Source organism: Kitasatospora sp. NPDC001309, from assembly GCF_042896295.1.
GTDB lineage: Bacteria > Actinomycetota > Actinomycetes > Streptomycetales > Streptomycetaceae > Kitasatospora.
Genome location: NZ_JBIAXC010000066.1, coordinates 1 through 3,649 on the forward strand (window position 1 = coordinate 1; position 3,649 = coordinate 3,649).

Consider the following 3,649-nt stretch of genomic DNA (forward strand, 5'->3'; position numbering starts at 1 on the left):
CCACCCGCCTGACCGCCAGCCCCGACAGAATCGGGCAATACCTCCGCCCGAAACCCTTCGCGGCAGCCTAAATCGGTATCGAACGCCCTCTGAGGGCAGCCCAGGCTCAGGACCCCCGGCCCGGGGTCAGTCCTGGCGTTCGAACCGCCACCACTGGGTCGGGGCGTCGGCGTCCCCCCACTGCTGGACACCGGCCTCCGTGGCGGTCAGCGGCTTGCCGCTGACGAAGCTGGTGACGGTGTAGGTGCCCGGGGCGTCCACATGGGCCTCCAGCAGCCACTCCTGGGCGCCGAAGGCGTTGGCCGACCACTGCTGGATCGGGACGCCGTCGTCCGGGGAGGCACCGGTGACGTCCAGGCGCTTGCCGCTGCCGGCGTTCTCGATGTGGAAGAGCGCGCCGCCCGGGTGGACGGCGGTGAGCAGCCAGAGCTGGGCGTCGGTGCCGTCGGCCGGGCCGAGGCGGATCCGGGCGCCGCTGCGCCGGGAGGCCTCGGCGACCTCCAGCAGCAGGCCGCTGCCGACGTTGCGGATCCGGTAGCGGCCGTCGGTGACCGCCCGGTCGGCCGTGCTGTCAGGGGCGCTGTCCGTCATGGCCGCAGTCTCGCACCCGCGGCTGACAGCCCGGCGTGATCCGCTTATGCTGCGGCGGATGTCCACCCGGAGCGTTCCGCCGACCCGTCAGCAGCCCACCCTCCTGGCGGCGGTGGCCGGACTGGAGGCGGTGGTCGCGGCCGGCGACGACGAGGGCTTCGGCCCGGCCCTGGGCCTGGTCGGCGCGCTGTTCGGCCCGGCCGACCCGGCCGAGCGGCGGGCGGCCGGCCCCCGGCTGGCCGCCCTGCTGCCGGACGCGCCGCCGTTCCCCCGGGCGCACCTGGCGATGGCGGTGGGCGCCTGCGTGGAGTCCGGTGCCGATCCGGTGGCCTGCGCGGGCCCGGTGCTGGCCGGTCTGCGCGGGGCGCTGACCGGTGCCCAGCGGCTGGTCGAGCACTGGGCGCGGACCGGCGGCGGGCCGCTGCCGGACCAGGAGGCCGACGATCCGGCCGAGGCCCACGCCCGGATCGAGGACCCGGAGCACCTCGACCCCTGGCACGCCCACCTGGCCGTGGTCGCCTGGTGGACGCTGCACCTGTGGCAGCAGGCCGCCCGGGCGGTGTACGCGCACCCGTCCGTCCGGACCGAGGCCCGCGCCTCGGGCGTCACCGAGGTGCTGCTGGAGCTGTTCGACCGGTACGGCGGCGAGCGCCACGACGTCAAGGGCCTCACCCACCTGGCGCTGGTGCTCGACGACGAACCGCTGCTGGTCCTCGACCGCCCCACCGGCACCGGCTACCTGCTGCGGATGAGCGGCCTGAGCGACACCTTCCAGCTGCACACCCTGCTCGCCGACGTGCTGATCGGCGGCGGCCACCTGCCCGGCGTCCCGCAGGACCCCGAGGTGGTGGCGCTGGCCCGGACGGCGGTCCTGGACGGCCGCCGGCCCACCGCCACCGGCGCCTTCAACCTGGTCGCCCCGGACGGCTCCTGGCTCTGGAACGAGGGCACGCCCAGCGACGTCCCGCTGCTGGACGGCGTACGCACCCTGGTGCTGGAGCCGCTGCCGTACGAGCGCAGCTGGTCGGCCGGGCGCTTCCTCCAGGAGGTCCCGGGCGACCTCCGGCTGGAGCGGGTGCTCGATCCGGCGGAGGCGGCACGGCGGCTGGCCCGCACGGTGCCGGGGGCCTCCCCGGCCGCGGCCTTCGGCTGAGCCGCCCGGCCCCCGGGCCCCCGGCGGGCCGCTCCGTTCACCGGGTTAGGGTCGGAAACCGACGCACGTCCCCGACGCACGTCCCCTACGAGCCCTACGAGCCCCACGAGTGGAGTCGACGATGGCGAAGGTCCCGAACGCGCTCGCATCCGCCGCGCCCGCCGCACTGACCGCGGCGGGCGGCCTGGTCGGCGGTTACGGCGTGGCCCGCTGGAGCGGCCGGCGCGAGCTGGGCGGCGTGGTGCTGGCGGCGGCCGGCGCCGGCGCGGCCGCGCAGTGGCGCCGCAGCTCGGGCACGGCGACCGCGGCGGCGCTCACCGGCCTGTACGTGGCGGCCTTCGGCGGTTCGCACCCGCTGGCGAAGCGGATCGGCGCCTGGCCGTCCGTGTTCGCCGTCACCGGGGTGGTCGCGGCGGCCTCGACGGCGGCGACGCTGCTCTCCGCGCGCAAGCGCTGAGCCGCACCGCGCGCGGGCGCTGAGCCGCGGGCCGGTTCAGGACGGGACGACCGCCGGGCCGAACCGCGCCTCGAAGGCCGCCCGGTTGGCCGAGACCGGCGAACGGTCCCAGACCGCGAACACCACCCGCTCGAACGCGCCCCCGTACCGGGCCAGCGCGCCCTCGAAGGCCTCGGCGACCTGGGCCGGGTCGTTGCGGAACACCCCGCAGCCCCAGGCGCCGAGCACCAGGGCGCGGACCTCGTGCCGGGCCGCCGCCGCGAGCACCCGGACGGCCCGCTCGGCGAGCACGCCCCGCACGTCCGCACCGGCCGAACGCCGTTCCAGCTGACCGGCGTTGGGGGCGGGCGAGGTCAGGAAGGTGACCGGGTAGGGCCGGGCCAGCAGACCGCCGCCGCCGTCCCGGACCACCGGCACGCCAGGCGAGACGACGACCCGGTGGCTGTACCGCAGGTCCGTCGAGGCCCGGTGCGCCTCGTAGTAGTCCGGCGCCTCCAGCAGGCAGCTGTACAGCAGCGCGCTGCGGCACAGGTCCTCCTCCTGGGCGCGGGCGCCGCGCAGGTACCCGCCGCCGGGGTTGCGCGCGGAGGCGAAGTTCAGCACCCCGACCGGCCCGGCCCCGGCCGCGACCAGCCGCCGGGCCGCCTCGACGCTGCCCTCGGCCGTGACCTCGACCGGCCCGCCCGCGGGGCCCCGCTCCCCGGCCGCCAGCAGTGCCGCCAGCCCCTCCGGGGAGTACGACACCGTGCCGGCCCGGGCCGCCGCCAACTGCTCCCCCACCTGCACGAGTTCGCCCCCGGCCGTCCGGTAGCTCCCCCGTGCGGCGATCTCCTCGTTCACCCGTGCCACTTCGTGCAGTCTGCTGCTCATGTCCGTGACGCTACGGGACTACCCCCAGCGCGCGCCACAGGTTATTCTCACTTCCAGAACAACACCTCGGGGGGCGAGCAGTAGCGAGGTGTGGGGGGTATCGGGGGATACCGGGGGAACACGAAGGGCCCGCTCCGGGGGACGGAGCGGGCCCTTCGTGTGTGGTTCAGTCAGCCGGCCGGCGGTCGATCACCGACCGGGCCGCAGGACCTCGTCCGAGGTCAGTTCTTCCAGCGCGGCTTGCGGTCGTCGCGGTTGAAGCCGCCGCCGTTGAAGCCGCCCGAGCGCTCGCGGTCGCCGAAGCCACCGGAACGGCCACCGCGGTCGTCACGGTTGAAGCCACCGCGGTCGGCCTGCGGACGGCCACCGGCGCGGTGGTCGTCACGGCGCGCGAACGGACGGCTGTTGCTGCCGCCGCGCTCGTCGCGGTCCCGGCCGAAGGACGGGCGGTCGCCGAAGGAGCGGGCCGGACGGTCGCCGAAGCCACCGGAGCGGCCGCCGCGGTCGTCACGGTCACGGTTGAAGCCACCGGAACGCTCGCGGTCACCGAAGCCACCGGAACGGCCACCACGGTCGTC

4 protein-coding genes and 1 pseudogene are annotated in these 3,649 nt (G+C 76.3%); 2 read left to right on the forward strand and 3 right to left on the reverse strand.

Annotated features, from left to right (window positions below; all coding sequences use genetic code 11):
* Nucleotides 1-126: 126 nt before the first annotated feature.
* Nucleotides 127-591, reverse strand: coding sequence for an RICIN domain-containing protein (locus tag ACFY2K_RS39685; RefSeq protein ID WP_387717487.1), 465 nt, complete (start codon nt 589-591; stop codon nt 127-129).
* Between the two features lie 58 nt (nt 592-649).
* On the opposite strand from ACFY2K_RS39685, the gene ACFY2K_RS39690 reads away from it, so the two are divergent.
* Together ACFY2K_RS39690 and ACFY2K_RS39695 are read left to right on the forward strand one after the other, a co-directional pair.
* A complete protein-coding gene (locus ACFY2K_RS39690; RefSeq protein ID WP_387717489.1) occupies nt 650-1,744 on the forward strand; it encodes a hypothetical protein in 1,095 nt (364 codons plus the stop codon).
* 121 nt (nt 1,745-1,865) lie between these two features.
* Nucleotides 1,866-2,201 (forward strand): hypothetical protein, encoded by a 336-nt coding sequence (locus tag ACFY2K_RS39695; RefSeq protein ID WP_380593471.1) that lies wholly within the window; start codon nt 1,866-1,868, stop codon nt 2,199-2,201.
* A gap of 36 nt (nt 2,202-2,237) precedes the next feature.
* On the opposite strand, the gene ACFY2K_RS39700 is transcribed toward ACFY2K_RS39695, so the two are convergent.
* Together ACFY2K_RS39700 and ACFY2K_RS39705 are read right to left on the reverse strand one after the other, a co-directional pair.
* Nucleotides 2,238-3,071, reverse strand: a complete 834-nt coding sequence (locus ACFY2K_RS39700; protein WP_380399862.1) for a TIGR02452 family protein — start codon at nt 3,069-3,071, stop codon at nt 2,238-2,240.
* 221 nt (nt 3,072-3,292) lie between these two features.
* Nucleotides 3,293-3,649: pseudogene (locus ACFY2K_RS39705) on the reverse strand (RNA helicase); the annotation flags it as partial.

Coding starts and splice junctions, on each gene's coding strand:
- ACFY2K_RS39685 (WP_387717487.1), bottom strand. CDS start 591: ATGACGGACAGCGCCCCTGACAGCACGGCCGACCGGGCGGTCACCGAC.
- ACFY2K_RS39690 (WP_387717489.1), top strand. CDS start 650: ATGTCCACCCGGAGCGTTCCGCCGACCCGTCAGCAGCCCACCCTCCTG.
- ACFY2K_RS39695 (WP_380593471.1), top strand. CDS start 1,866: ATGGCGAAGGTCCCGAACGCGCTCGCATCCGCCGCGCCCGCCGCACTG.
- ACFY2K_RS39700 (WP_380399862.1), bottom strand. CDS start 3,071: ATGAGCAGCAGACTGCACGAAGTGGCACGGGTGAACGAGGAGATCGCC.